Here is a 25,261-nt window from a genome sequence, read left to right as displayed (position 1 = left end):
CGACGGCTGAACGGGGGGACCGATCCGGTTCCGCAACGCCACGATCCGCAAGGGCGAACCGGCCGGCGCTTTCATCGGCGCCGCCGAGGGCGATCCGCTGAAACCGGGCAGCCGCCCCGCCTGCGATCATGCAATGGCGACAGGTGATTGCCTGGCCGCTTCCCGGCGCGGCTTCATCTGTCGGGGTGGCGACATTCGTCCGGCAGGATGATTAAACCCGGCGACGGCTTTACGATTTGCGCAAGGCGGGGGCGACCCGCTTGGTCCATGCCGGGGCGACGGAATACGAAATCATCGCGTTCCTCGCGCAAAAGACGCCATCTGTCCCTAGGCGGCAGGGCGCGCGCGGCTGGCCGATTGCGGCATGAGTAAATTGCCCTCATCCCACGAATTGCAGGACAATCGCAGCTTTCAAGCCATCGAAAATAAGTGATGAAGTGGCAGCCCGTAGGGGAGTCGAACCCCTCTTTTCAGGTTGAAAACCTGACGTCCTAACCGATAGACGAACGGGCCACTTTTTCGTATCCGCCGGGTCTTGCCCTGCGGCGTGGGGCGGTATTTAGGTTCTCTGCCGCGGGGCTGCAAGCGGAAAAATCACCTTGCGCCAAAGTTTTTTCCCGGCCGGCGGCGGGGGCTCAGCCCACCGGCGCGGCGTCGTCCAGGCGCAGCCGCACCCGCTCGCGCCCGCCCCATTGCGTGAGCTCCAGCTTGCCCGCCAGGTGGAAGCGGCGGCCCCTTGCGCCCAGCAGCGCGGGGCCCAGCGGGCCGTTCATCGCGCCCCAGGCCACCGCCTCCAGGGCCGGGCTGCCGGGGCTGCGGAAGCGCAGGCGCAGGTGGCTGTCGCCCATGGCCCCGGCGCTGTCGATCAGCTGCTCGGCAAAGGCGAAACGCGGCGCCGGCGCGGCCTGGCCGAAGGGGCCGGCGCGCTCCAGCATCTGCATCAGCTCGACCGTGGCGCCCGAGGGGTCCAGAAGCCCCGAGATGCGCAGCTCGCCCGCGCCGGGACGCTCGGCCATCTCGCGCGAAAGCAGCTGCGACAGGCGCTCCATGGCCGCGGGGATCCTGGCCTCCTCGATGGTCAGGCCGGCCGCCATCGCATGCCCGCCGCCCTTCAAGAGCAGCCCCTCGGCCGAAAGGCGCTGGATGGCGCGGCCCAGGTCCACGCCGGGCACCGAGCGGGCCGAGCCCTTGCCGATGCCGCGCTCGACCCCGATCACCACCGCGGGCAGGCCGGTCGCCTCTTTCACCCGCGCGGCGACGATGCCGACGACGCCGGGATGCCAACCGTCGCCCGCCGCCCAGGCGACCAGGCTGTCGCCGGCCTGGGCGCGCGCCTCGACCTGGGCCAGGGCCTCGTCGCGCACGGCGGCCTCGATGGCGCGGCGGTCGCGATTCAGCGCGTCCAGCTCGGCCGCCAGCCGCTCGGCCTGGCGGCCGTCGGTGCAGGACAGGCACAGCGCCCCCAGGTCGGCACGGCCGACGCGGCCGCCGGCATTGATCCGCGGTCCCAGCAGGAAGCCCAGGTGAAAGGCGTTCGGCGCCGAATCGAGCCGCGCCACGTCGGACAGCGCTACCAGGCCGGGACGCTCGCGCCGGGCCATGACCAGCAGCCCCTGCCGCACGAAGGCGCGGTTCACCCCCACCAGCGGCGCCACGTCGGCCACCGTCGCCAGCGCCACCAGGTCCAGCAGCGGGATCAGGTCGGGCTGCGGATGACCGCCCCGGCGCAGCAGGCTGTTGCAGCGCACCAGGGTCAGGAACACCACGCCGGCGGCGCAGAGATGGCCAAGGCTGCCGTCCTCGTCGGCGCGATTCGGGTTCACCACGGCCGCGACCTGCGGCAGGGTCTCGCCGCCCTGGTGGTGGTCCAGCACGATCACGTCGCAGGTCGAGGCCGCCAAAGCCTCGTGGCTGAGCGTGCCGCAATCGACGCAGACGATCAGGTCGTGATCCCGCGACAGCGCCGCGATGGCGGGGGCGTTGGGCCCATAGCCCTCGTCGATTCGGTCGGGGATGTAGAGCGTGGCGTCGCGCCCCTGCCGGCGCAGCCAGTCCAGCAGCAGCGCGGCCGAGGCGCCGCCATCCACGTCGTAATCGGCGAAGATGGCGATGCGCTGGCCGGCGAGAAGGGCGGCGACCAGCCGCTCGGCGGCCTTGTCCATGTCGCGCAGGCTCAGGGGGTCGGGCAGCAGGTCGCGCAGCTTGGGATCGAGGTAAAGCGGCGCCTCATGCGGGGGCACGCCGCGCGCGGCCAGAACCCGGCTGACGGGCAGGGGCAGGCGGCTGTCCTGGGCCAGCGCCTCGGCGGCGCGTTCCAGCATGGCGTCGGGACCGCGCCAGAGGCGGCCGGTCAGCGAGGAGGTAACGGAAAGAAAGGCGGTCATGCGGGCTTCATCCCCCATGACCGCCTGCTGTTCAAGCCCGTCCGGCAGGGCTTACCTGATCGGGTTGCGATAGATCATGCGCCGGACCGAGCCGGTCTTGGAGCGCATCAGGATGGTTTCGGTCTGCAGGTAATGCGGCTCGCGCTTGACGCCGGCCACGATCGAGCCGTTCGTCACCCCGGTCGCGGCAAAGATCACGTCGGCCGTCACCATCTCGTCGCGCGAATAGATGCGGTCCAGGTCGGTGATGCCGGCCTTGGCGGCGCGGCCGCGCTCGTCGTCGTTGCGAAACAGCAGCTTGCCCCACATCTGCCCGCCCATGCATTTCAGCGCCGAGGCGGCCAGCACCCCCTCGGGCGCGCCGCCCGAACCCATGTACATGTCGATGCCGGTCAGCTCGGCCTCGGCGCAATGGATGACGCCGGCCACGTCGCCATCGGTGATCAGCCGGATCGCCGCGCCGGTCGAGCGGACCTCGGCCACCAGATCCTCGTGCCGCGGCCGCTCCAGGATGCAGACGGTGATGTCGCTGTCCTTGACGCCGCCGGCCTTGGCCAGGGCGCGCACCCGCTCGGACGGGGTCATGTCCAGGCTGACCACGTCCTTGGGATAGCCGGGGCCGATGGCCAGCTTTTCCATGTAGACATCGGGCGCGTGCAGCAGCGTGCCGCGCGGCGCCATGGCGATCACGGTCAGCGCGTTGGGCATGTCCTTGGCGGTCAGCGTGGTGCCCTCCAGCGGGTCCAGCGCGATGTCGACCGCGGGGCCCTGGCCGGTGCCGACCTCCTCGCCGATGAACAGCATCGGCGCCTCGTCCCGCTCGCCCTCGCCGATGACGACGACGCCCTTGATGTCGAGCATGTTCAGCTGGTCGCGCATCGCGTTGACGGCGGCCTGGTCGGCGGCCTTCTCGTCGCCGCGGCCGATCAGCCGCGCCGAGGCATGGGCGGCCGCCTCGCTCACGCGGGCAAGGCCGAGCGACAACATGCGATCGTTGAAATCCTTGGGCGAGGTCATGCGGAAATTCCTTGTGCTTTCTGGCTTTCCGGGCTTCTACGCCCGGTGCCCCGGCCCGGCAAGCCTGCGTGCGCTAACGGGTCAGTTTTCCGCCAGTTCCAGCGCCAGCGCATGGATGCGCGGCACGATGTCGCCCAAGCTGGCATGCACCAGCCGGTGGCGCGCCACATGGCCCAGCCCGGCAAAGCGGGCGCTGGCCATGCGGATGCGGAAATGCGTCTCGCCGCCCTCGCGCCAGCCGCCATGGCCGCGATGGCTCTCGCTTTCGTCGATGATTTCCAGCCGCGACGGCTGAAGCTCGGCCAGTCTTTTCCGCATCTCGTCGGCAATCATGCGCTTGCCCCCTTTCATGTCCCGCGAAATAGCCTAAACTGCCTGTCCCGTTCAGGACAAGGCAGGCAGATGAGCAACAGCGACCCGTTCGGATTCGACATTTCCGCGGCCTCGGACAAGAAACGCCGGGCCAAGGGCCGGCGCGGCATGTCCGGCGCCTTCGAAACCTCGACGCGGCGATGCGACAAGGAGGGCTGCGACCAGCCTGGCCAGTACCGCGCGCCGAAATCGCCCCGCGCGCTGGACGAATACTATTGGTTCTGCAAGGAACATGTGCGCGAATACAACCTGAACTGGAACTATTTCCAGGGCCAGTCCGAGGCCGAGTTCCAGGAGTTCCTGGACAATGCCACGGTCTGGGAGCGCCCGACCAAGCCCTTCGGCCGCGCCGCGCAGGAACAGAAATGGGCGCGCCACGGCATCGACGATCCGCTGGAGATCCTGGGCGCGAACGGCACCAACCCCGAGATGCGCACCCGCACCGCGCGCAAGCTCCCGCCGACCGAGCGCCGGGCGCTGGAGATCCTCGAGGCCAAGGAGACCTGGACCCGCGCCGAGATCCGCAAGCAATACAAGTCCCTGGTCAAGGATCTGCATCCCGACATGAACGGCGGCGACCGCTCGGACGAGGACCGCCTCCAGGAGGTGGTCTGGGCCTGGGACCAGATCAAGGACAGCCGCAGCTTCAAGGATTGAAGGATGGGGGCTTTGCGCCCCCACGCCCGCCGGGCAAGCCCGACGGGCTTCCCCCGCAGGATATTTTTCCACGAAAGAAAGGGAAGTAGGCGCCCTGGCTTCTTTCGTGTCCAAATATCCTGGGGGAGCGCGGAACGCGCGGGGGCAAAGCCCCCTGCGGCCTTACAGCTCGCGCTTGATCGCCTCGACGAGGTCGGTCCGTTCCCAGGAGAAGCCGCCATCGGCATCGGGCGCGCGGCCGAAATGGCCATAGGCGGCGGTGCGGCGATAGATCGGACGGCAAAGCGCCAGATGCTCGCGGATGCCGCGCGGCGTCAGGTCCATGGCGCGCGAGACGGCGCGCTCGATCTCGGTCTCGGGAATCTCGCTGGTGCCGAAGGTGTCGGCATAGATCGACAGCGGCTTGGCCACGCCGATGGCATAGGACAGCTGGATCACGCAGCGTTTTGCCAGGCCCGCGGCGACCACGTTCTTGGCCAGGTAGCGCGCGGCATAGGCGGCCGAGCGGTCCACCTTGGTCGGATCCTTGCCCGAGAAGGCGCCGCCGCCATGCGGCGCTGCGCCGCCATAGGTGTCGACGATGATCTTGCGCCCGGTCAGGCCGGCGTCGCCGTCCGGCCCGCCGATGACGAAGGTGCCCGTCGGGTTCACCCACCATTCCGTATTCTCGGTCAGCCATTCCGCGGGCAGCACCTCGCGGATATAGGGCTCGACGATGGCGCGGATGTCGTCCGAGCCCTGGCTTTCGTCCTTGTGCTGGTGCGACAGCACCAGGCTGGTGATCTCGACCGGCTTGCCGTTCTCGTAGCGCAGGCTCAGCTGGGACTTCGCATCCGGGCCCAGCGTCGGCTCGGCGCCGGATTTGCGCGCCTCGGCCAGGCGGCGCAGGATCGCATGCGCATATTGGATCGGCGCGGGCATCAGTTCCGGCGTCTCGTCCACGGCATAGCCGAACATGATGCCCTGGTCGCCGGCGCCGTCGCGGTCCACGCCCTGGCTGATATGGGCGGATTGCTCGTGCAGGTAGTTGTGGACGTGGCAGGTGTTCCAGTGGAACTTTTCCTGCTCATAGCCGATGTCGCGGATCGTCTCGCGGGCGATCTCGCTGATGCGGCCCATGTATTCGCCCAGCTTCTTCTGGTCGGTCAGGCCGATCTCGCCCCCGATCACCACGGTGCCGGTCGTCGCGAAGGTTTCGCAGGCGACGCGGGCGGCCGGATCCTCGGCCAGCAGCGCGTCCAGCACGGCGTCCGAGATCTGGTCGCACAATTTGTCGGGGTGGCCCTCGGAGACGGATTCCGAGGTGAACACATAGTTCTGTCTGGCCATGAAGATGCTCCGTTGAAATGACGCCGCCACGCCAGGAAGCCGTTGTGACGGTCAGGCGAAGCGTTAGTGGACGCGCCCGCCGCCGTCAACTGCGCAACTTGCGCCGCGGCCCCAGGGCGGCCAGCAGAAAGGCCGCCAGCGCCATCGCCACGGCCGGCCAGTCGCCGAGCCGCGACCAGGGCGTGGGCGGCAGCGCCGCGGGCAGGGCGGTGTCGATGCGGCCGGCGCGGTTCAGGCCCAGCGTGGCGCGCAAGGCCCCCCGCGCGTCGATCACCGCCGAGACGCCGGTATTGGCCGCCCGCATCAGCGGCAGGCCCGATTCGATGGCGCGCAGCCGGGCCTGGGCCAGGTGCTGCCACGGGCCGGAAAGCTGGCCGAACCAGGCGTCGTTGGTGACTTGCAGAAGCCAGCCCGGCCGGTTTTCCCCCGCGATCAGGTGGTGCGAGAACACGGCCTCGTAGCAGATCAGCGGCTGCATCGGAGGCAGGCCGGGCAGGCGCATGACCTGCGGGCCGGGGCCGGCGGAATATCCGAAACCGTGCTGGGCGGCAAAGGCGCGGATGCCGAACTGCGCCATCATGTCGCCCCAGGGCGTGTATTCGCCAAAGGGAACCAGGTGGAACTTGTCGTAGACGGGACCGATTCCTTCGGCCGAGAACTCGGTCAGGCTGTTGAAGTAGCGGCTGCCCTCGACCCGCTGGATGCCCAGCACGACCGGGGCGCCGACATAGGCGGCGATGTCCTGCGGCGCGGTGCCGGATTGTTCGAGCAGGAAGTTCACCGCCGTCTCGGGCCAGATCACCGCGTCCGGCGGCGGCAGGTCGGGATCGCGGATGGCCGACAGGTCGAGCAGGCGGCGGAAGAACACCTCGGACCACCAGGGATCCCATTTCAGCGCCTGGGTGGCGTCCGGCTGGATCAGGCGCAGGCGCAGGCCGGTATCGGGCGGCAGGGGCTGGGCCAGGCGCGCCAGCCCCGCGCTCCAGGCGGTGGCGACGACCAGAGCGGCCAGCACCGTGCCGGGCAGGGCCGGGAACCGGCCGGGGCGGCGAAAGCACAGGGGCAGGGCGGCGGCCAGCATGGTCAGGCCGGACAGCCCGATCGCGCCCAGGGTGGCCGCGACCTGCCCGGCGGGGGTGTCGATCCAGACATGGCCAGCCAGCGCCCAGGGCAGGCCGGTGAAGATCCAGCCTCGCATCCAGTCCGACAGCACCATCAGCGCGGCGAAGCCCAGCCCCTGGCGAGGAAAGCCCGGCGCGAGGCGCACGGCGAGCCAGGCGGGCACGGTCCAGAACAACGCCCCGCCCGCTGCGGTCAGCACCAGCGCGAAGGGGGCCATCCAGCCGTAGGTTTCAGGCTCGACCAGGAAGGGCTCGACGATCCAGGCCATCGCCAGCGCGAAATGGCCCAGCCCGGCGGCAAAGGCGTGCCAGGCGGCGGCGCGGGGCGTTTCCGCCCGCGCGACCTGCCGGCACAGCAGGGCCAGCGCCAGCAGCGTCAGCGGCCAGAGATCCCAGGGCGCCTGACCCAGCGCGGCCATGGCCCCCAGCCCCACGCCAAGGGCGAGCATCGCCCAGGACGGGCGCCCGCGTCGCGAGGATGGCGTGAAGGCCGAAAGGGCCGCCATGGAACCGGCTCAGGCCCCGGCGGTGGTGTCGTCCGGGCTCGGCGCGGCATCGGCGCCGGGTGCGTCGGGGGCGGCCGCTTCGGACTCGGCCGCCTTGGCCTTGGTCTTGCGCGGCGCGCGAGGCTTGGCCGGCTTTTTCGCCGCCTTGCGGGCGGGCTTGGCGGCGGGTTCGGCCTCGGCCGCGGCGTCCGGCTGTGCGGGCGCGGGCAGGTCCGCCTCTGCCGGAACCTCCGCGGCGGCGGGCTCGGCCTTGGCCTTGGGGGTGCGCGGCTTGCGCTTGCGGACGGGCTTTTCCTTGGCCTCGGGCTCGGCTACCGGCTCGGCGGCGGCTTCCACGGGCGCGGGTTCGGGGGCCGTTTCCGGTTCGGGGGTCGATTCCGCTGCCGGTTCCGCGGGCTGGATCACCGGCTCGGCCAGGGCTTCGGCCGGGGCCGGAGTCGGGGCCTCGGCGGGCGTGGGTGCGGGCTCGACGGTCGGCTCGGCGGTCGGCTCGGCGGCGGCGGTCTCGGCAGGCTGCGCGGCCGCCTTGGTCCGGGCGGATTCCCCCCGGCGGCGTTTGCCGGGCCTGCGTTCGGCGGACGGCTGTTCGGCAGGCTGGCGCTCGGCGGCGCCTTCGGCCGGCTCGGGTGCGACCTCGTCACGCAGGGGCTCGGCCGTGGCCTTTTCGACCGGGGATTCCTCGATCGGGTCGCGGAAGCCGGGGCGGAAGCTGCGGGTCAGGAATTCGGGCATATGCTCGCCCATGCCCATGACCGGATGGCGGTCGGTGCGGCGATCCTCGCGCCGGTCGTGACGCTCGCCATGGCGTTCGCGACGTTCGTCCCGGCGCTCGTCCCGGCGTTCCTCGCGGGGGGCGCGGTCGTGCCGGCGCTCGGCCTGTTCGACGGGCTTGGCCTCGGCGCGGGGCTCGTGGGCCTGGACGGGCGCCTGGGCGCGCTGTTCGCTGTCGTCGCGCCGGCCCCGGCGGTCGCGGTCGCGCCCGCGTTCCTTGCGGCCGGATTCGCGCGCCGGGCGCGGCGCGCCCTGGGCGGCGGTGGAAATGGCAAAGCCCTCGGGCACCGGCGCGCGGGGCAGGGTCTGCTTGACCAGCGATTCGATGGCGCCCAGGTATTTCTCGTCCGCGGGGGTCGCGATGGAAATCGCGGTGCCCAGCCGCCCGGCGCGGCCGGTGCGGCCGATGCGGTGGACATAGTCCTCGGCGTGGCTGGGCAGGTCGAAGTTGAACACATGGCTGACCGCCGGGATGTCGAGCCCGCGCGCCGCCACGTCCGAGGCGATCAGGAAGCGCAGCGTCCCTTCGCGGAACCCGTCCAGCGTCGCCATGCGGTGGCGCTGGTCCAGGTCGCCGTGGATCGGCGCGGCGTCGAAGCCATGCGCCTTGAGCGACTTGGCGACGATGTCCACCTCGGTCTTGCGGTTGCAGAAGATGATGGCGTTCTTGAGCCCCTCGCCCTCGGCGCGGATCAGCGCGCGCAGCAATTCGCGCTTCTGCTTGGCGGTCTGGTCGCGGCGGGTGGGGGTGATCTCGATCAGCTTCTGGGTGATCGTCTCGCTGGTGGTGGCCTGGCGGGCGACCTCGATGCGTTCTGGCGCATGCAGGAAGGTGTCGGTGATGCGCTCGATCTCGGGCGCCATGGTGGCGCTGAAGAACAGCGTCTGCCGGGTGAAGGGCGTCAGCTGGAAGATGCGCTCGATGTCGGGGATGAAGCCCATGTCGAGCATGCGGTCGGCCTCGTCCACCACCATGATCTGCACGCCGGTCAGCAAGAGCTTGCCGCGCTCGAAATGATCCAGCAGCCGGCCGGGCGTCGCGATCAGCACGTCGACGCCGCGGTCGATCAGCTTGTCCTGTTCCCCGAACGACACGCCGCCGATCAGCAGCGCCTTGGTCAGCCGGGTGTGCTTGGCGTAGATGTCGAAGTTCTCGGCCACCTGGGCGGCCAGTTCGCGCGTCGGGCACAGCACCAGCGACCGCGGCATCCGGGCGCGGGCGCGGCCGCGGCCCAGCAGGGTGATCATCGGCAGGGTGAAGCTGGCGGTCTTGCCGGTGCCGGTCTGGGCGATGCCCAGCACGTCGCGCCCTTCCAGCGCCGGGGGAATCGCCCCGGCCTGGATCGGCGTGGGCGTTTCATACCCCGCCTCGGAGATGGCTTTCAGAACCTTGGGGTCCAGCTTCAGATCGGAAAACTTGGTCATTCAGGGCTTTCGTATCAATGCGCGGAACCAGCCCGCGCCGTTCATGCGTCCATCGCCGCCATCCGGGAAACCGGATTTTCGCGGCGGGTCGGGACGCAATTTCCGCACGCCCCTCGCCTTGCCTGCCGGATGCAGACAGGGCGGGCCTAGCGGAAAACCCGCTCTTCGTCAATCTGATGCGCGATTGCCGTTCGGCGGGCCGGTTGACGGCCCCCTTGGGCAGGCGCTATCCCCGGACGATCTTACGGATGGAAGCCATGAACCTTTTCTCGGATATCCGCGCGCTGGTCCTTGATGCGCTGGCGCAGATGGAACAGGCGGGCGCGCTGCCCGCGGGCCTCGACACCGCCAATGTGACGGTCGAGCCGCCGCGGGACGCCGCGCATGGCGACATGGCCACCAATGCCGCCATGGTGCTGGCCAAGCCCGCCGGCCTGAAGCCGCGCGACATCGCCGAGGCGCTGGCCGCCCGCCTGGCCGCCGATCCGCGCATCGCCTCGGCCGAGGTGGCGGGGCCGGGCTTCCTGAACCTGCGCCTGGCGCCGGGCGAATGGCAGGGCGTCGTGCGCGCCGCGCTGGCCGAGGGGGCCGATTACGGCCGCTCGGACATGGGCAAGGGCCAGCGGATCAACGTGGAATTCGTCAGCGCCAACCCGACCGGACCGATGCATGTCGGCCACACCCGCGGCGCGGTCTTTGGCGACGCTCTGGCGGCGCTTCTGGATTTCTCGGGGCATGCGGTCACGCGCGAATACTATATCAACGACGGCGGCGCCCAGGTCGATGTGCTGGCGCGTTCCGCCTATGAACGCTATCGCGAGGCCAACGGTCTGGAGCCCGAGATCCGCGAGGGGCTTTATCCCGGCGACTACCTGATCCCGGTGGGCGAGGCGCTGAAGGCGAAATACGGCACCAGCCTGCTGGAGCGGCCGGAATCGGAATGGCTGGCCGAGGTGCGCGATTTCGCCACCCAGGCGATGATGGACATGATCCGCGAGGATCTGGCGCTGCTCAACGTCCACATGGACGTGTTTTCCAGCGAGAAGGCGCTTTACGGCACCGGCCGGATCGAGGCCGCGATCGAGCGGCTGCGCCAGGCTGGGCTGATCTACGAAGGCGTGCTGGAGCCGCCCAAGGGCAAGACCCCCGAGGATTGGGAGCCGCGCGAGCAGACGCTGTTCCGCTCGACCGCGCATGGCGACGACGTGGACCGGCCGGTCAAGAAATCCGACGGCTCCTGGACCTATTTCGCGCCCGACATCGCCTATCACTGGGACAAGATCGAGCGCGGCTTCGACGCGCTGATCGACGTGTTCGGCGCCGACCATGGCGGCTATGTCAAGCGCATGACCGCGGCGGTCAAGGCGCTGTCGAACGGCCGGGTGCCGCTGGACGTCAAGCTGATCCAGCTGGTCAAGCTGTTCAAGAACGGCGAGCCCTTCAAGATGTCCAAGCGCGCCGGCACCTTCGTCACCCTGCGCGACGTGGTCGAGCAGGCGGGCGCGGACGTGACCCGCTTCCACATGCTGACGCGCAAGAACGACGCGGCGCTGGACTTCGACTTCGACAAGGTGCTGGAGCAGTCCAAGGACAACCCGGTCTGGTATGTGCAATATGCCAGCGCGCGGGTGAACTCGGTCCTGACCAAGGCGGCGGCGATGGGCGTCGATACCTCGGACGCGGCGCTGGCGCAGGCGGATCTGGCGCAATTGTCGCATCCGGCCGAGCTGGAACTGGCCCGCAAAGTTGCAGAATGGCCACGCACGGTCGAAATCGCCGCCCGCGCGCATGAGCCGCACCGGATCGCGTTTTTCCTTTACGACATCGCATCCGAGCTGCATTCGCTGTGGAACCGCGGCAATGACGAGCCCGCCCTGCGCTTCCTGCAAGAGGGCGATCCGGTGGCCATGGCGGCGAAAATCGCGCTGGCACGGTCCGTTGGCGTTGTCATTTCGGCCGGTCTTGGTATCTTGGGGGTGACTCCGGCCAAAGAAATGCGCTGAATAACGGCGCCCTGCCGGGGACGAGCAGATAAACGAGCAGCGTCGGAACAACCGGCAGGCAGGCAGGAATGACGGTAGTAGATTTCCGCTCTTCGGGCGGGTTTGACGGGTCGCAGCCCCACAGGCTGTCGCAGGGCTATCCCCATGCCGACGGGCAGCAGGGCTATGCCGAGGATTGGCAGGACCAGGACTGGCAGGACGGCGGCTGGGACGAACAGCACCCCTACGCCCATGCCGAATCGCTGGCCGAATCGCCTTCGCTCCTGGGGCGGATCACGCGGCTGACGCATTACCTGGGGGCGCTGGTCTCGGTCGGGCTGATCGTGATCCTGGCGGTCTGGGGCTACAAGCTGGTGGTGCGCGACGTCTCGGGCGTGCCGGTGATCCGCGCCATCGAGGGCGAGGCCCGCACCGCGCCCGACAATCCGGGCGGCGAGCTGACCCAGCGCACCGGCCTGGCGGTGAACACGGTCGCCGCAGGCGCCGAAACCGCGGCGGTGGACCGCGTGGCCATCGCGCCCGCCGCGACGCCGCTTGACAGCCAGGACGTGCCCATGGGCGAGCTGGGCGCGACGGCGCAAGAGCCCTCGCACCCGATCGAGGCGCCGCTGATCGACGAAACCGCCCGCGTCATCGCCCGCCCCGACGGCGAGACCCTGGCCCAGCCCGATGCGGCCGCGGAAAGCGTCGCCAGCGCAGTGATCTCGGACGCGCCCGCCGCCGATGCGCCGGTGAACGAGGCCGTGACCGACCTGGCCGGCAACGAGACGCGCGACATGGCCATCACCACAGCGCTGGCCGAGGCCGGGGCCCAGCCGGTGCCGGGCGCCATCGCGCAATCGCCGCGTCCCGCGCCCCGTCCGCGCCGCGTGGCCGCCGCCGCCCCGGCGGTCGCCAGCGATGCTGCGCCCGCGCGTGCCGCGGCCGAAAGCCGCCCCGCCGCCGCCCCCGAAACCCCTGCGCCGGCACCGGCACCGGCACCTGCGCAGGTCGCCTCGGGCGCGCCGCTGGTGCAGATCGGCGCCTTCGACAGCGATGCGCTGGCACGGGGCGAATGGAACCGCGTCTCGGGCAAGTTCGGCGCGCTTTTCGCCGGCAAGGGCATGGTGGTCCAGGAACACAAGGCCAATGGCCGCAGCTTCTGGCGCCTGCGCGCCGCCGGCTTCGAATCGCGCGACGAGGCGCGGCGCTTCTGCGCGGCGCTGATCGCCGAGGGCGTGGACTGCATCCCCGCCATGGCGAAATGAGCCGCTGAGATGGCCGGCGCCACCATCCTCGGCGGCATCGCCGGCCCGGACCTGAGCCGGGCCGAGCGCGACTTCTTTCGCGCCGCCGATCCCTGGGGCTTCATCCTGTTTGCGCGCAACGTCGATACGCCGGACCGCCTGCGCCGGCTGACGGCCGAGCTGCGCGAGGCGGTGGGACGCGACGCCCCGGTGCTGGTGGACCAGGAGGGCGGGCGGGTCCAGCGCATGCGCGCGCCGCATTGGACCGACTGGCCGGCGCCCCTGGACCAGGCGGGCCGGGGCGAGCGCGCCGTCTGGCTGCACCATCACCTGCTGGCGCAGGAATTGCGCGCCGTCGGCATCGACGCCGATTGCGCCCCGGTCCTGGACATGGCCCGCGACGAGACCCATCCCTTCCTGAAGAACCGCTGCCTCGGCTCGGATGCCGAAACGGTGATCCGCCTGGGCCGGGCCGCGGCGCAGGCCATGCTGGCCGCCGGGGTGCTGCCGGTCGTCAAGCACATGCCGGGCCATGGCCGGGCGCGGGTGGACAGCCACAAGGACCTGCCGGTGGTCGAGGCTTCGCTGGACGAGCTGCGCGCCACCGATTTCGCCCCGTTCCGCGCGCTTGCCGACCTGCCCATGGCGATGACCGCGCATATCCGCTTTGCCGCCATCGACGATGCGCCCGCCACCGCTTCGGCCGCCGTGATCGACCTGATCCGGCGCGAGATCGGCTTCGACGGGCTGCTCATGTCCGACGACATCGGCATGCAGGCGCTGTCCGGCAGCCCGGCCGAGCGCGCCGCCGCCACCATCGCCGCCGGCTGCGACCTGGTGCTGTCCTGCAACGAGACCCCGGCGCAGATGGAAGAGATCGTCGCCGCCGCCGGCGCCATGGCGCCCCGCGCCGTCGCGCGGGCCGAGGCGGCGCTGGCACTGCGCCGAGCGCCGGTGCAGCAGGATATTGCTTCGCTGCGGGCGGAACTGGCGGCGCTTGGCGGGCTGGCGGCCTGATCGGTTGACTAGGCCCGGTCTATCGCGGATTCTGCGCAGGTTCCCTAGCCTGGACGCGACATGACCAAGGTGCCCTACCTAACCCCCGTGCCCGACCCCGCGCCGGACCCGGCGCCGCATCTGCCGGGGCTTGGGCCGCAGGCCGTGGCCGAGCGCCGCGCCGAGGAGGTGCTGGTCGTCGATGTCTCGGGCTTCGAGGGGCCGCTGGACCTGCTGCTCACGCTGTCGCGCACGCAGAAGGTCGACCTGATGCAGGTCTCGGTGCTGGAGCTTGCCGACCAGTATCTGGCCTTCGTCGACGAGGCCCGCGCGCTGCGCATCGAGCTGGCCGCCGATTACCTGGTCATGGCCGCCTGGCTGGCCTATCTGAAATCCCGCCTGCTTCTGCCGCCCGACCCCGAGGCCGAGGGACCGTCGGCCGAGGAGATGGCGGCGCATCTGGCCTTCCAGCTGGAACGGCTGAACGCCATGCGCGAGGCTGCGGCGCGGCTGATGGCGCGCGACCGGCTGGGGCAGGACCGTTTCGCCCGCGGAGCGCCCGAAACCGTCGCCCGCCAGCGCCAGGTCGCCTGGCAGGCCGGGCTGATCGACCTGATGCGCGCCTATGCCAGGCTGCGCACCCGCGACGAGTTCCGGCCCTATGCCTTCGACCGCCGCGACGTGCTGACCATGGAGCAGGCGCTGGACCGGGTGCGCGGTCTGATCGGCTATGCCGGCGACTGGACCGCGCTTTCCGCCTTCCTGCCCGAGGGCTGGGAGGCCGACCCGCAGCGCCGCCGCTCGGCCACCGCGGCGACCTTTGCCGCGACGCTGGAACTGGCCCGGCAGGGCGCGGTCGAAATCAGCCAGGCCGGTACCTTCGCCCCGATCACCATCCGCAGGCGCCCAGAATGAGCCAGGACGACATCGCCCCCGACCCGCAGCGCTTTCCGCCGCCGCCCCTGCCCGAGCAGGAGCGCATGGTCGAGGCGATCCTGTTCGCCTCGGCCGAGCCGATGAGCCAGCGCGAGATCGCCGCCCGCCTGCCGGCCGGCTGCGACCCGGCCGAGGCGCTGCGCGCCTTGCGCGCCCGCTACGAGGGGCGGGGGGTGCAGCTGGCGCGGGTGGGCGATGCCTGGGCCTTTCGCACCGCCGCCGACCTGGGCTTCCTGATGCAGGAAAGCGTGGTCGAAAGCCGCCGCCTGTCGCGCGCCGCGACCGAGACCCTGGCGATCATCGCCTATCACCAGCCCGTCACCCGCGCCGAGATCGAGGAGATCCGCGGCGTCGCCGTCAGCCGCGGCACGCTGGACCAGCTGATCGAGTTGGACTGGGTCCGCATCGGCCGCCGCCGCCAGACCCCCGGCCGGCCGGTGACGTTCGTCGTGACCGAGGCCTTCCTGGATCATTTCGGCCTGGAGAGCGCCCGCGACCTGCCGGGATTGGCCGAGCTGCGCGCGGCGGGCCTGCTGGAATCGCGCCCGCCGGGCGAGGGGCTGGCGCCCGGCCTGTTCGGCGAGGCGAACGGCGAGGACGCCGGGGCCATGGCCGAGGATCTGTTCGAGGATGAATGAAGAATTGGCTGTAACGCCATGAATGTTAATCGGTTAATTTCCGTTCTGACGCGTAAGGTCGCGAACCGGCTGCTGAACTGGGGCATCCGGCGGATGAATGCGCCCAAGCCGGGCGCGCGTCGGACCCCTCAGCAGCGAGGCCGCGAAAAGACCATGCGCGAGGCGGTCAAGCGCCCCCGTCAGGCGGCGCGCATCACCCGGCGGATGTGATAGGGGGCTCTGCCCCCGTCGCGCTGGCGCGCGACTCCCCCGGGATATTGGGACACGGAAGAATGCAGGGCGGGCGGCTGTTCAGGCGAATTGCTTGGCGAGCTTGAGGCCCTGGCCCTGGTAGTTCGAGGCGATGCCGCTGCCGTAGAGCCGTTCGGGGCGCGCGGCCATGCGCTCGTAGACCAGGCGGCCGACGACCTGGCCGTGTTCCAGCGCGAAGGGGGCCTCGTGGCAGCGCACCTCGAGCACGCCGCGCGCGCCCTGGCCGGCGGCGCCATGGCCGAAGCCCGGATCGAAGAAGCCGGCGTAATGCACGCGGAACTCGCCCACCATCGCCAGGTAGGGTGCCATTTCCGCGGCGTAATCGGGCGGGATCGCCACCGCCTCGCGGCTGACCAGGATATAGAAGGCGCCGGGGTCGAGGATCAGCTGGCCGTCGGTGCTGCGCAGCTCGTCCCAGAAGTCGCGGGCCCGGTAGGCGCCGATCCGGTCGAGGTCGATGACCCCGCTATGCGGCCGGGCGCGGTAGCCGACCAGGTCGCCCGCCCCGGGGCGCAGGTCGACCGAGAAGCCCAGGCCGTCGTCGATCAGCGCCTCGCCCGTCACCAGCGGCTCCTGCGCGTGCAGCTTGTGCAGCTCGGCATCCGACAGCACCGCCTGGCCCTGGCGCAGCCGCAGCTGGTTCAGCCGCATGCCGGGCCGCACCAGGACCGAGAAGCTGCGCGGGCAGATCTCGGCATAGATCGGGCCGTCGTAGCCCTGGGGCAGGCGGTCGAATTCGGTGCCCTCGTCGGTGACGAGCCGCGTCAGCAGGTCGAGCCGTCCGGTCGAGCTTTTGGCATTGGCGACCGCGTCGAGGCCCTGGGGCAGGGACAGCCGCTCCATCAGCGGCACCAGGTAGACGCAGCCCTTTTCCAGCACGGCGCCGCCGGCAAGGTCCATGCGATGCATCTCGAAATCCTTGAGCCGGTCGCCGACCCGGCGCCCGCGTCCGGCCAGGAACGAGGCGCGCAGCCGCCATGCCGTCGCGCCCAGGCGCAGGTCGAGGCTGGCGGGCTGGACCTGTTCGGGCAGGATCGGCTGGTCGGCCGAGATCGCACCGCTTGCGATCAGCTGGCGCAGGGACGTATCGGGAAGCACACCGTTCACGCGAAACCCTTTCGGCAAAAGGAAACGCCCACCCCCGGACGGGGATGGGCGTTTTCGGAATGGTCGGGCCGGCGAGATTCGAACTCGCGGCCTTCCGCCCCCCAGACGGACGCGCTAACCAGGCTGCGCCACGGCCCGACGAGGGGCATATAGAGCGAAGCGGGCCGCCAGCACAAGGGGCCTGGGGCGGAAATTTCGGCAAGAATCTCGATTGCTGTGGATAGTCCGCCGGCGCGGGCCGGAAAGCGGGCGGCCATGCGCGTCAGCGCGCGCCGGCCAGCGCGTCGCGCAGGGTTTTCGCCTGCGCGGGCAGGGGCTTGCCTTGCAATTCGTGCTGGCGCAGCGCCAAGGCGGTGGTCACCAGCCGGCCGAGCCAGTCGGCTGCGGGCTCCCGGCCCGGATCGAGCGCGGCGAAGAGCGGCAGCGATTCGGCCTGCCGGGCCGGAGGGTTCGGCCGGGCCGGCCGGGGTGCGGCCTTTGCCGCCGTCGGCGCGGCCTCCCGCTCGGGCAGGGCCAGGCGCACGGCGGGGCCGGGGTGGTCCGCCGCGCCGGCCTCGCCCAGGGTCTCGCCCAGGCGGGCGGCGCCGATCTCGCGCAGGGCGGCGCCGCGGTCGGCGGCGATCAGCCGCTTGGCGCCGCGGATGCTGAGCCCTTCCTCGCGCATGACCTGGCAGAGGCCGGCGGCCAGCCGCACGTCCTCGGGCCGGTAATAGCGGCGGCCGTCGGCGCGTTTCACCGGCGCAAGCTGCGTGAATTGCGATTCCCAGTAGCGCAGCACATGCGGCGCGACGCCCACGAGGCGCGAGACCTCGCCGATGGATCTGAAGGCGTCGGGGGACTTGCTCATCAGCCCTTGCGCCTGTTCCCCGCCGCCACCCGATCCTTCATCAGATGCGACGGCCGGAAGGACAGCACCCGGCGCGGCGTGATCGGCACCTCTTCCCCGGTCTTGGGGTTGCGGCCGATGCGTTCGTTCTTGTCGCGGACCGAAAACGTGCCGAAGGACGAGATCTTGACCTGCTCGCCGCGCACCAGCGCATCGGAGATATGGCCAAGCACGCTTTCGACAAGCTGGGCCGATTCGTGGCGGGACAGACCCACCTCACGGAACACGGCCTCGGCCAGGTCCATGCGGGTCAGGGTAGAGTCGCTCATCTCGGAAACCTCTTGAATGGTGCGAAGGATGATTTCTTTACGGCGCCGAGTCAACAACCCCGGCCCGATTCCGTTCCCTCATCGGCCGATTTTGTTCCGCATTATTCGCGCCTTACCCGCAAGACCCCGCGCATGGCCGCCTGCGGACTGCTTGGAATGGCGGCAATCCGCGCCTATCTTGGAAGGGAAAGGGCAAGCGGGACGGAGCTGACATGGCCGGCGGTTGGGCGCGCGACGATGCGGTGAACGAGCAGATCGAGGTTTCCACGCAGGAGGCGATCGAGCGGATGCGGCTGCGCAATGCGCAGCGCGTGGCGCAGGAAAGCGCCCTCATCTGCGAGGAATGCGACGAGCCGATCCCCGAGGCACGGCGGCAGGCGATTCCGGGCGTCCGGCTGTGCGTGGACTGTCAATCCGGCCGCGACAAGGCCTGGCGGCCGGCGGCCGGCATCAACCGGCGCGGATCGAAGGATTCGCAGCTGAAATAACAGCTTACCAGCGCAGCACGACCGAGCCCCAGGCGAGGCCGCCGCCGATGGCCTCGGCCACCAGCACGTCGCCGGGCTTGAAGCGGCCCTCGGCATTGGCCACCGACAGCGCCAGCGGGATCGAGGCGGCCGAGGTATTGCCATGGTCGGCCACCGTCAGCACCACCTTTTCCATCGGCAGGCGCATGCGCTTGGCCGTGGCCTCGATGATGCGCAGGTTGGCCTGGTGCGGCACCAGCCAGTCCACCTGCTCGGGCGTCAGCCCGGCGCGGTCCAGCGCGCGATGGGCGGTGTCGGCCAGCTTTTCGACGGCGTGGCGGAAGACCAGGTTGCCCTGCATGCGCAGATGCCCGGCGGTGCCGGTGCTGGCCACGCCGCCGTCCACATAAAGCAGGTCGCGATATTGCCCGTCGCTGTTCAGGTCGGTCGCGAGGATTCCGCGGTCGGCGGAGGTGCCCTGGCCCTCGGCCGCCTCCAGCACCACGGCGCCGGCGCCGTCGCCGAACAGCACGCAAGTGCCGCGGTCGGTCCAGTCCATGATCCGGCTGAAGGTCTCGGCCCCGATCAGCAGCACGCGATCGGCAAGCCCGGCGCGGATCATCGCATCGGCATTGGCCAGCGCATAGACGAAGCCGGCGCAGACCGCCTGCAGGTCATAGGCGAAGCCCCGGCGCATGCCCAGCCCGGCCTGCACCATGGTCGCGACCGAGGGAAAGGTCAGGTCGGGGGTCGAGGTGGCCACGATCACCGCGTCGATCTGTCCGGCCTCGAGCCCGGCATCGGCCAGCGCCGCCTGCGCGGCCAGGATGCCCAGGTCGCTGGTGCGCTGGTCCTCGGCGGCGAAATGGCGCCGCTCGATGCCGGTGCGGGCGCGGATCCATTCGTCGCTGGTGTCCAGCTTGTCCTCGAACCAGCTGTTCTCGACCACGCGCTCGGGCAGGTAATGGCCGGTTCCCCGGACGATCGCACGCCGCATCAGGACGCCTCGCTTTCCTTGCTGCCGTTGATTTGGCCGGCCGCCGCGACGGATTGCGCCACGCGCGCCGCCAGCCGGTCCTGAAAGCCGGATTGCGCCAGCCGGAAGGCCAGCTTGATCGCCGCCGAGACGCCGGTGGCATCGGCCGAGCCGTGCGATTTCACCACCGTCCCGTTCAGGCCCAGGAAGACGCCGCCGTTGACGCGGCGCGGGTCGATGCGCTTTTGCAGCCGCCGGAGCGAGCCCATGGCCAGCAGCGCCGCGAATTTCGACAGCACGGACTTGCCGAAGGCTTCCTTGAGCAGCTCGCCCACCAGCTTCGCCGTGCCCTCGCCGGTCTTCAGCGCGACATTGCCGGTGAAGCCGTCGGTCACGATCACGTCGATGCGGGCCGAGGGCAGGTCGCCGCCCTCGACGAAACCGACATAGTCGAAATTCGCCGCCTGCGCCGTGGTGGGGATCAGCTCATGCGCCTGTTTCAGCTCGGGCCGGCCCTTGTGGTCCTCGGTCCCGACGTTCAGCAGGCCGACGCGCGGCCGCTCGAGCCCGAAGCCGTTGCGGGCATAGGAGGCGCCCATCAGCGCATAGGTCAGCAAGTCCTGCGCATCGGCGCGGATGTCGGCGCCGACGTCGAGCATGACGTTGAAGCCCTGCGGGTTGCGCGAGGGCCAGAGGCAGGCGATGGCGGGGCGGTTCACGCCGGGCAGCTTGCGCAGCCGCAGCATCGAAAGCGCCATCAGCGCGCCGGTATTGCCGCAGGAGACGGCGGCCGTCGCCTCGCCCCGGCGCACCGATTCGAGGGCGGACCACATCGAGGTGCCCTCGCCCTTGCGCAGCACCTGGCTGGGCTTGTCGCCCATGGTGACGACGCCGGCGGCGTCGCGGATGTCGCAACGCCGGGCCAGATCGCCGCGGCGGGCGATCAGCCGTTCCAGCTCGGCCCGCGGGCCGTGGACGATGAAGCGGATGTCGGGATTCTTGCCGGCGCTTTCGGCCATGCCGGCGACCACCGTCGCCGGGCCGCGGTCGCCGCCCATCGCGTCAACGGAGATCACCACGCCGCCCCCGTCGCCAGGGACGCGAGGCAGAGTGCTGGAATCTGCCGAAGCCATATCCGCGGTCGGTCCGCTCAGGCCGCGTCTTCGTCCAGGTCGACCTCATTGGCCTGCGCCACGACCTCGCGGTCGGCATAATGGCCGCAGGAGGGGCAGACGTGATGCGGGCGCTTCAGCTCGCCGCAGTTGGGGCATTCGTTCGGGTTGCCGGCGACGAGCGCATCATGCGAACGGCGCATGTTGCGGCGGGAGCGGGTAACTCGGTTCTGAGGGACGGCCATGTCTCAACCTCAAGGGGTTCGGGGGGCAACCAGCCTGGGCGGCCCCGGATTCGGTGTTCTTGTCTGGGGCGGCATAGGCCACTGGAGCGTTGGCCGCAAGTCGCGAAAACTGCTCGCAAAGCGGGGGCCGCGGTCCGGGATTCCCCCGCCGGTCGAATGAAGGCGGCAAAATAGCGGGATTTTCGCATTGCGCAAGGGAAAACTGCAAGGGAAGCGGCGCATGCGCGCCGCTGCCTCCGGCGGGGATATTTAAGCAGGAAGAAGCCGGGCGCCAGCGGGGCGGGCCGGGTTCAGCGGCCGAGCTTGGCGTGGACTTCCTCGAGGTCGATCTCGTTTCTGGGCAGCTTGTTGTCCGGGTCGTCGAAGTCGTATTTGAAGAGCTGGAAGTCCTTCTTGTAGATTTCCCAGACCAGGTGGCGCGACAGGTCGTCGAAATAGGCGCTGACCTTGTGGGCGCGCTTGGGGCCGTGGCCTTCGGATTCGTTGAATCTGGGCACGTCCTTCACCTTCAGCCGCACCGGGGTCGGCGCGGCGTCCAGCACCTTCTGCATGCCCTCGTCGAATTTCTCGGTGAAGAGGATCTGGTCGTAGCGCCCGCCGTTGACGATGAAGGTGGCGACATGGCCCGAGACGGCCGACCAGTGGATGTCCGGCTCCATCGGCCGGCGCCAGCGGATGGTGTCGCGCGCAAACAGCAGGAAGCGGCGGAAGCTGGCGACCTGGTCGAATTCGAAGCCGTTCTCGGGGCTGCCGACGTCGACGCCGTAGCGTTGCATCAGTTCCGGCACCAGGTTGCCGCGGTAGCGCTTGCCGTTGCGCTGGATGCCCGCGATCTTGTCGAAGAACGAGGACAGGATGCGCGCATAGGGGTTGCGCACGCAGGTGAAGGTCAGCGCCTTGTGCGCCGCCACGTTCGCCTCGATCAGCGGCTGGCTTTCGGGCTGGTTCCACTTGTGCAACCCGCTGGTGGCGTCGTGGATGTCGCCGTCGAAATAGCGGCCGTGGTCGGAATAGAACATGATCTGCCCGATCGAGGAGCAGGCGCATTTCGGGACGACGCGATAGACCATGCTTTCGCTTTCCGTCATCCACGTTCCTGGAAAACCCATAACTCTCATTCCCTTTACAAAGACTGCGCCGGCCGCGGCGGATGTGCCGGCGGGTTGCCCCTTCGGCCAAAATCGGTAAGGACACAATGCAAATCACCGGCAGAGTTTCAACCAGTGTGAGCATTGCCCGCGTGAAGCGGACAAGATGGGTAACGAGATGGCGCGTATTGCCTTTATTCTGCTGTGCCACAAGGATCCCGAGGGCGTGGTCGCGCAGGCTCGCCGGCTGACCGCCTCGGGCGATTACGTGGCGATCCATTTCGACGGCCGGGCCAATCCGCGCGACTACGAGCTGATCCGGGCGGCGCTGGCCGACAACGCCTCGGTGGTCTTTGCGCAGCGGCGCTGGAAATGCGGCTGGGGCGAATGGTCGCTGGTCGGCGCCACGCTGGAGGCGGTGCGCGCCGCCGTCGCCGCCTTTCCGCGGGCCACGCATTTCTACATGCTCTCGGGCGATTGCATGCCGATCAAGTCGGCCGAATATGCCCATGGCCTGCTGGACGGCGAGGATTGCGACTATATCGAGAGCTTCGATTTCTTCGAATCGGACTGGATCAAGACCGGCTTCAAGGAAGAGCGGCTGGTCTACCGGCACTGGTTCAATGAGCGCACGCAGAAATGGCTGTTCTATGCCAGCTACGACCTGCAGAAGCGATTCGGCCTGCGGCGCGGGGTGCCGGCCGACATCCAGGTCATGATCGGGTCGCAATGGTGGTGCCTGCGCCGCCTGACCGTCGAGAAGGTGCTGGATTTCTGCGCCAGCCGGCCGGACGTGATGCGCTTCTTCTCGACCACCTGGATCCCGGACGAGACCTTCTTCCAGACCGTCGTGCCCCATGTCGTGCCGCGGCGCGAGATCCGCATCCGCACGCTGACCTATCTGATCTTCACCGACTACGGCATGCCGGTGACTTTCTACAACGATCATTACGACCTGCTGATGGGGCAGAACTACCTGTTCGCCCGCAAGATCAGCCCCGAGGCGATCCGCCTGCGCGAGCGGCTGGGCGCGCTTTGGGCGGCCAGCGGCGTGCATTTCCCGATCTCGAACGAGGCGACGGGGCTGTTTCGCTTCCTGACCGGGCGGGGCCGGGTCGGGCGGCGCTTCGGCCAGCGGTTCTGGGAGGCCGAGGGCAGCCTGGGCCGCGACAACACGCTGCTGCTGGTGGTGGCCAAGAAATGGCATGTCGCCAAGCGGCTGACCGCGGCGATCCGGGCGCATACGCCGATTCCGGCGGTGGATTACCTGTTCAACGAGCCCGAGGCGCATCTGCCCGACCTGGGCGGGGTCGAGACCACGGTCGAGAAGCGCGACCGGCACCGGCGCGCGCTGATCCGGCTGCTGTTCCAGCATTTCGAATCGAACCGGCTGGTCTTGTGCCTGGACCCCTCGGCGCTGTATCTGATCCAGGATCTGACCTCGGACAAGGCCGATACCCGCGTCCTGCTGGTGGATTCCGAATTCGACGACGATTACCTGCGCGGCCATATCGCCCGCGTGGGGCTGGCCGGGAGCGAGACCGCCCCCGAGGTGATCGAACGGCTGCTGCCCATGGTGCGCGCCGACCTGGAACACGAGGCCGAGCGGCTGCGCGACATGGATTTCCCCGGCTTCCATTCCATCGCGCCCTGGCGGCCGGTCGCCGAGAATACCGCGCAACTGGCGCGCTTCCTGGATCTGCCGGCCGAGACCGCGCTGGCGCTTGCCCGGACCGACCACCTGTTCAGCGACTGAGGAGAGAGCCATGCCCGCCTATGACGACAGCAATATCTTCGCCCGCATCCTGCGCGGCGAGATCCCCAACGACACCGTGCTGGAGACCGAGCATACGCTGGTCTTCCGCGACATCCGGCCGCAGGCGCCGGTGCATGTGCTGGCGATCCCCAAGGGGGCCTATGTCAGCTACGACGATTTCGCCGCCAATGCCTCGGATGCCGAGATCGTGGATTTCCACCGCGCCCTGGCCAGGGTGGCGCGCGAGCTGGGCGTGGCGCTGGATGGCGGGCAGGGCTTCCGCGCCATCACCAATGCCGGCGAGCATGGCGTGCAGGAGGTGCCGCATTTCCACATGCACATCCTGGGCGGCCGGCCGATGGGCCGCATGGTTCAGCCGGGCTGAGGTGCCGGGCGCGAGGTCAGCTGGACGAAGACGTCCTCGAGGTCCGGCGCCTCGACCGCGAGGTCGCGGATCGGCAGGCCCGCGGCGCGCAGCGCGTCGATCAGCCCGTCCGTCGGAATGCGCGAGGGCGCATAGCTGAGCGCGAGCCGGCCGTCCCCGCGCCGTTCGGCCCGCACGCCCTCGGGCAGGGCGGGCAGGGCGCGGGCCTCGCCGGTATCGACGACCAGCGTCTTGGAATCGGCGCGGCCGAGCAGGGCGGCGGTATCCTCGCACAGGATCAGCTCGCCATGGTCGATGATGGCGATGCGGTCGCACATCTCCTCGGCCTCTTCCAGGTAATGCGTGGTCAGGATGATGGTCATGCCCTGGTCGTTCAGCCGGCGCACGTTGCGCCACAGCATCTCGCGCAGCTGGATGTCGACGCCGGCGGTGGGTTCGTCGAGGACCAGGATCTGCGGCCGATGCACCAGCGCCTTGGCCAGGAGCAGCCGCCGCTTCATGCCGCCCGAGAGATGGCGCGAATAGCTTTCCGCCTGTTCGGTCAGCCCGACGAGTTCCAGCAGTTCGTCGGTCCAGCGCTCGCGCTTTGGGACGCCGTAGAGTCCGGCCTGCACCTCGAGGCTGGCGCGGGGGGTCAGGAAGGGGTCGATGTTGAGTTCCTGCGGCATGACGCCGATGGCGGCGCGGGACTGGCGCGGGTTCACGTCCTGGTCGAAGCCCCAGATCATCACCTTGCCGGCGGACTTGCGCACCAGCCCGGCCAGGATGTTGATCGTGGTCGACTTGCCGGCGCCGTTGGGCCCGAGCAGGCCGAAGATCGAGCCGGCGGGGATCGCGAGGTCCAGCCCCTTGAGCGCCTGTTTCGCCGGCGCCTGGCCGGCGGCGGCATAGGTCTTGGTCAGGCCGCTGATTTCGATGGCGTTCGGGCTTTGCTGGGGGGCTGGCATCGGCTCTTCGCGTTCATTATGATCGCCGCCGGTTTAACCCCGTTTGTCGTCAGAGCTCAAGGAACCGCCATGACCATTCCGGCCCCCGAGATCCAGACCGTCACCTCCTGGAAGGTCGCCTGCGACGGCGACGAGAAGCGGGGCCTCGGTCATCCGCGCGTCTGGCTGGCCATTCCGCGCGATACCGGCTGGGTCGAATGCGGCTATTGCGACAAGCGCTTCGTCATCGACCGCGAACACGCGCACGACGACCACTGAAGCTCGGCTGCCGCCTGGGCCCGCCCGCCGCGGCGGCTTTCCCAGGTGGCCCCAGGCGGCCCCAGGCGGCAATGCCCGGCCGGCCGGGGCGTTGCGACGCCTCCGGCGGGGGTATTTTCAAACGGAGAAAGC

The 25,261-nt window shown here is 69.7% G+C and carries 23 protein-coding genes, 2 tRNA genes, 1 pseudogene and 1 riboswitch; of the genes and pseudogenes, 10 read left to right on the top strand and 16 right to left on the bottom strand.

All coding sequences use genetic code 11. The features are described from left to right. Nucleotides 1–438: 438 nt before the first annotated feature. From KF941_RS16300 to KF941_RS16285, 4 genes are all read right to left on the bottom strand, one after another. Nucleotides 439–513 (bottom strand) — tRNA-Glu (locus KF941_RS16300). A gap of 122 nt (nucleotides 514–635) precedes the next feature. Then, a complete protein-coding gene (gene recJ / locus KF941_RS16295; RefSeq protein WP_114536135.1) occupies nucleotides 636–2,384 on the bottom strand; it encodes a single-stranded-DNA-specific exonuclease RecJ in 1,749 nt (582 codons plus the stop codon). 51 nt (nucleotides 2,385–2,435) lie between these two features. Further along, nucleotides 2,436–3,401 carry a class II fructose-bisphosphatase gene (gene glpX / locus KF941_RS16290; RefSeq protein WP_036749520.1) on the bottom strand — a complete coding sequence of 322 codons (966 nt, stop codon included), beginning with the start codon at nucleotides 3,399–3,401 and terminating at the stop codon, nucleotides 2,436–2,438. Between the two features lie 81 nt (nucleotides 3,402–3,482). Continuing rightward, nucleotides 3,483–3,734 (bottom strand): BolA family protein, encoded by a 252-nt coding sequence (locus KF941_RS16285; RefSeq protein WP_036749743.1) that lies wholly within the window; start codon nucleotides 3,732–3,734, stop codon nucleotides 3,483–3,485. Between the two features lie 69 nt (nucleotides 3,735–3,803). Between KF941_RS16285 and KF941_RS16280 the strand changes: the two genes are divergently transcribed. Beyond that, nucleotides 3,804–4,430 carry a J domain-containing protein gene (locus KF941_RS16280; RefSeq protein ID WP_036749523.1) on the top strand — a complete coding sequence of 209 codons (627 nt, stop codon included), beginning with the start codon at nucleotides 3,804–3,806 and terminating at the stop codon, nucleotides 4,428–4,430. A gap of 162 nt (nucleotides 4,431–4,592) precedes the next feature. On the opposite strand, the gene metK is transcribed toward KF941_RS16280, so the two are convergent. The 3 genes and pseudogenes from metK to KF941_RS16265 all read right to left on the bottom strand — a co-directional run. Next, the gene (gene metK, locus KF941_RS16275) at nucleotides 4,593–5,759 is read right to left on the bottom strand and encodes a methionine adenosyltransferase (RefSeq protein WP_036749526.1); all 1,167 of its coding nucleotides are present in this window, start codon (nucleotides 5,757–5,759) and stop codon (nucleotides 4,593–4,595) included. A 5-nt stretch (nucleotides 5,760–5,764) separates the two neighbouring features. Then, nucleotides 5,765–5,813, bottom strand: a riboswitch (SAM-SAH riboswitch). Between the two features lie 31 nt (nucleotides 5,814–5,844). Continuing rightward, on the bottom strand, nucleotides 5,845–7,386 hold the full coding sequence (gene lnt, locus KF941_RS16270) for an apolipoprotein N-acyltransferase (RefSeq protein ID WP_240540455.1): 1,542 nt from the start codon (nucleotides 7,384–7,386) through the stop codon (nucleotides 5,845–5,847). A 702-nt stretch (nucleotides 7,387–8,088) separates the two neighbouring features. After that, nucleotides 8,089–9,582, bottom strand: a pseudogene (locus KF941_RS16265) (DEAD/DEAH box helicase); the annotation flags it as partial. 257 nt (nucleotides 9,583–9,839) lie between these two features. Here KF941_RS16265 and argS point away from each other — a divergent pair. The 5 genes from argS (at nucleotide 9,840) to scpB (ending at nucleotide 15,381) form a co-directional block, all read left to right on the top strand. Next, nucleotides 9,840–11,585: an arginine--tRNA ligase gene (argS, locus tag KF941_RS16260; RefSeq protein ID WP_116221699.1), complete on the top strand. Its 1,746-nt coding sequence runs from the start codon at nucleotides 9,840–9,842 to the stop codon at nucleotides 11,583–11,585. A gap of 68 nt (nucleotides 11,586–11,653) precedes the next feature. Continuing rightward, nucleotides 11,654–12,832, top strand: coding sequence for an SPOR domain-containing protein (locus KF941_RS16255; RefSeq protein ID WP_214273942.1), 1,179 nt, complete (start codon nucleotides 11,654–11,656; stop codon nucleotides 12,830–12,832). Nucleotides 12,833–12,841: 9 nt separating this feature from the next. Then, nucleotides 12,842–13,828: a beta-N-acetylhexosaminidase gene (gene nagZ, locus KF941_RS16250; RefSeq protein ID WP_214273941.1), complete on the top strand. Its 987-nt coding sequence runs from the start codon at nucleotides 12,842–12,844 to the stop codon at nucleotides 13,826–13,828. 60 nt (nucleotides 13,829–13,888) lie between these two features. Further along, nucleotides 13,889–14,722, top strand: coding sequence for a ScpA family protein (locus KF941_RS16245; RefSeq protein ID WP_181820386.1), 834 nt, complete (start codon nucleotides 13,889–13,891; stop codon nucleotides 14,720–14,722). Continuing rightward, complete coding sequence (gene scpB, locus KF941_RS16240; protein WP_214273940.1) at nucleotides 14,719–15,381, top strand: SMC-Scp complex subunit ScpB; 663 nt, start codon at nucleotides 14,719–14,721, stop codon at nucleotides 15,379–15,381. Before KF941_RS16245 ends, scpB begins: the two co-directional genes overlap by 4 nt. A gap of 291 nt (nucleotides 15,382–15,672) precedes the next feature. Here the strand turns inward: scpB and KF941_RS16235 are convergent, their stop codons facing one another. The 4 genes from KF941_RS16235 to ihfA all read right to left on the bottom strand — a co-directional run bounded on the left by KF941_RS16235 (nucleotide 15,673) and on the right by ihfA (nucleotide 17,895). Continuing rightward, complete coding sequence (locus KF941_RS16235) at nucleotides 15,673–16,740, bottom strand: 2'-deoxycytidine 5'-triphosphate deaminase (protein ID WP_214273939.1); 1,068 nt, start codon at nucleotides 16,738–16,740, stop codon at nucleotides 15,673–15,675. 60 nt (nucleotides 16,741–16,800) lie between these two features. Then, a tRNA-Pro gene (locus KF941_RS16230) sits at nucleotides 16,801–16,878 on the bottom strand. Between the two features lie 124 nt (nucleotides 16,879–17,002). Beyond that, nucleotides 17,003–17,587, bottom strand: a complete 585-nt coding sequence (locus KF941_RS16225) for a MerR family transcriptional regulator (protein WP_114534978.1) — start codon at nucleotides 17,585–17,587, stop codon at nucleotides 17,003–17,005. Then, nucleotides 17,587–17,895, bottom strand: a complete 309-nt coding sequence (gene ihfA / locus KF941_RS16220; protein ID WP_011748157.1) for an integration host factor subunit alpha — start codon at nucleotides 17,893–17,895, stop codon at nucleotides 17,587–17,589. Before ihfA ends, KF941_RS16225 begins: the two co-directional genes overlap by 1 nt. 212 nt (nucleotides 17,896–18,107) lie before the next feature. Here ihfA and KF941_RS16215 point away from each other — a divergent pair, with 212 nt between their 5' ends. Next, nucleotides 18,108–18,383, top strand: a complete 276-nt coding sequence (locus tag KF941_RS16215) for a DksA/TraR family C4-type zinc finger protein (RefSeq protein ID WP_072460761.1) — start codon at nucleotides 18,108–18,110, stop codon at nucleotides 18,381–18,383. Nucleotides 18,384–18,387: 4 nt separating this feature from the next. Here KF941_RS16215 and KF941_RS16210 read toward each other — a convergent pair whose 3' ends face one another. From KF941_RS16210 to KF941_RS16195, 4 genes are all read right to left on the bottom strand, one after another. After that, nucleotides 18,388–19,359 carry a beta-ketoacyl-ACP synthase III gene (locus tag KF941_RS16210; RefSeq protein WP_072460760.1) on the bottom strand — a complete coding sequence of 324 codons (972 nt, stop codon included), beginning with the start codon at nucleotides 19,357–19,359 and terminating at the stop codon, nucleotides 18,388–18,390. Further along, entirely contained in the window at nucleotides 19,359–20,471 is a 1,113-nt protein-coding gene (gene plsX / locus KF941_RS16205; RefSeq protein WP_214273938.1) for a phosphate acyltransferase PlsX, read from the bottom strand. The genes KF941_RS16210 and plsX overlap by 1 nt, the downstream gene beginning before the upstream one ends. A gap of 17 nt (nucleotides 20,472–20,488) precedes the next feature. Then, the gene (gene rpmF, locus KF941_RS16200; RefSeq protein WP_010392407.1) at nucleotides 20,489–20,695 is read right to left on the bottom strand and encodes a 50S ribosomal protein L32; all 207 of its coding nucleotides are present in this window, start codon (nucleotides 20,693–20,695) and stop codon (nucleotides 20,489–20,491) included. 290 nt (nucleotides 20,696–20,985) lie between these two features. After that, nucleotides 20,986–21,804, bottom strand: coding sequence for a sulfotransferase family protein (locus KF941_RS16195; RefSeq protein WP_214273937.1), 819 nt, complete (start codon nucleotides 21,802–21,804; stop codon nucleotides 20,986–20,988). 157 nt (nucleotides 21,805–21,961) lie between these two features. Here KF941_RS16195 and KF941_RS16190 point away from each other — a divergent pair, with 157 nt between their 5' ends. Together KF941_RS16190 and KF941_RS16185 are read left to right on the top strand one after the other, a co-directional pair. Further along, a complete protein-coding gene (locus KF941_RS16190; protein ID WP_214273936.1) occupies nucleotides 21,962–23,539 on the top strand; it encodes a DUF5928 domain-containing protein in 1,578 nt (525 codons plus the stop codon). Between the two features lie 10 nt (nucleotides 23,540–23,549). After that, nucleotides 23,550–23,924 carry an HIT domain-containing protein gene (locus KF941_RS16185; protein ID WP_036749563.1) on the top strand — a complete coding sequence of 125 codons (375 nt, stop codon included), beginning with the start codon at nucleotides 23,550–23,552 and terminating at the stop codon, nucleotides 23,922–23,924. On the opposite strand, the gene KF941_RS16180 is transcribed toward KF941_RS16185, so the two are convergent. After that, nucleotides 23,912–24,871, bottom strand: coding sequence for an ABC transporter ATP-binding protein (locus KF941_RS16180; protein ID WP_214273935.1), 960 nt, complete (start codon nucleotides 24,869–24,871; stop codon nucleotides 23,912–23,914). The genes KF941_RS16185 and KF941_RS16180 overlap by 13 nt on opposite strands. A 69-nt stretch (nucleotides 24,872–24,940) precedes the next feature. On the opposite strand from KF941_RS16180, the gene KF941_RS16175 reads away from it, so the two are divergent. Next, entirely contained in the window at nucleotides 24,941–25,129 is a 189-nt protein-coding gene (locus tag KF941_RS16175) for a zinc-finger domain-containing protein (RefSeq protein ID WP_036749567.1), read from the top strand. The last annotated feature ends 132 nt before the right edge of the window (nucleotides 25,130–25,261 follow it).

Source organism: Paracoccus sp. pheM1 (assembly GCF_018499825.1).
In the GTDB taxonomy this organism is placed as follows: domain Bacteria; phylum Pseudomonadota; class Alphaproteobacteria; order Rhodobacterales; family Rhodobacteraceae; genus Paracoccus; species Paracoccus versutus.
This window is presented reverse-complemented; position numbering and strand designations above follow the sequence as displayed.